This window comes from Halopseudomonas xiamenensis, assembly GCF_014219065.1.
Classification (GTDB): Bacteria; Pseudomonadota; Gammaproteobacteria; order Pseudomonadales; family Pseudomonadaceae; genus Halopseudomonas; species Halopseudomonas xiamenensis.
This window is the reverse complement of the sequence record NZ_JACLGO010000081.1, coordinates 1-510: the sequence shown is the minus strand read 5'-3', so window position 1 is coordinate 510 and position 510 is coordinate 1. Positions and strand designations below refer to the sequence as shown.

1 protein-coding gene is annotated in these 510 nt (G+C 34.9%); it reads left to right on the top strand.

Features of this window, described 5'->3' with window-relative positions:
* A partial coding sequence (locus H6X51_RS19890) for a PDC sensor domain-containing protein (protein WP_221627442.1) occupies window positions 1-510 on the top strand: 510 nt, incomplete at both ends.

Genomic DNA, 510 nt, shown 5'->3' with positions numbered 1-510 from the left:
ATTTTGTTAACTTCTATTTTTCTGATTGCCGTTATTATGGTTTTTCAGCGCGAAAATATAGAAAAAGATTTGCTTTATGCTAATTCATCGTACGCTATGAAAATGTCAGATGTAATGAGTGGTTATATTGAAATGGCTCAAGGTGAATTAGCATATGGAGCAAAAAAAATAAAATCAACTAATGATATTGACTCACTTAAAGATGAGGCGGATAGGTTAAGATTGCAGTCTGGTATGTTTAATTCAGTTCTTGTTGTTAGTAATGATGCTGTTGTTCTGGCGACTTCGCCAGAATCTCTTGATTTAGTTGGTACCCGCTTGAATTCAAGTGCCAGCAAATTGGCGGTTGAGGAAAAGAAACCATTCATATCTTCACCGTTAAAATCAGTTGCTGGGAATTTGATTATTTTGTTGTCACATCCTATTTATGATAAGGGTGGCAATTACATAGGGTATGTCGGTGGGTCTATATATCTAAAAAAACATAGTTTATTTGGCGATGTTTTGAGC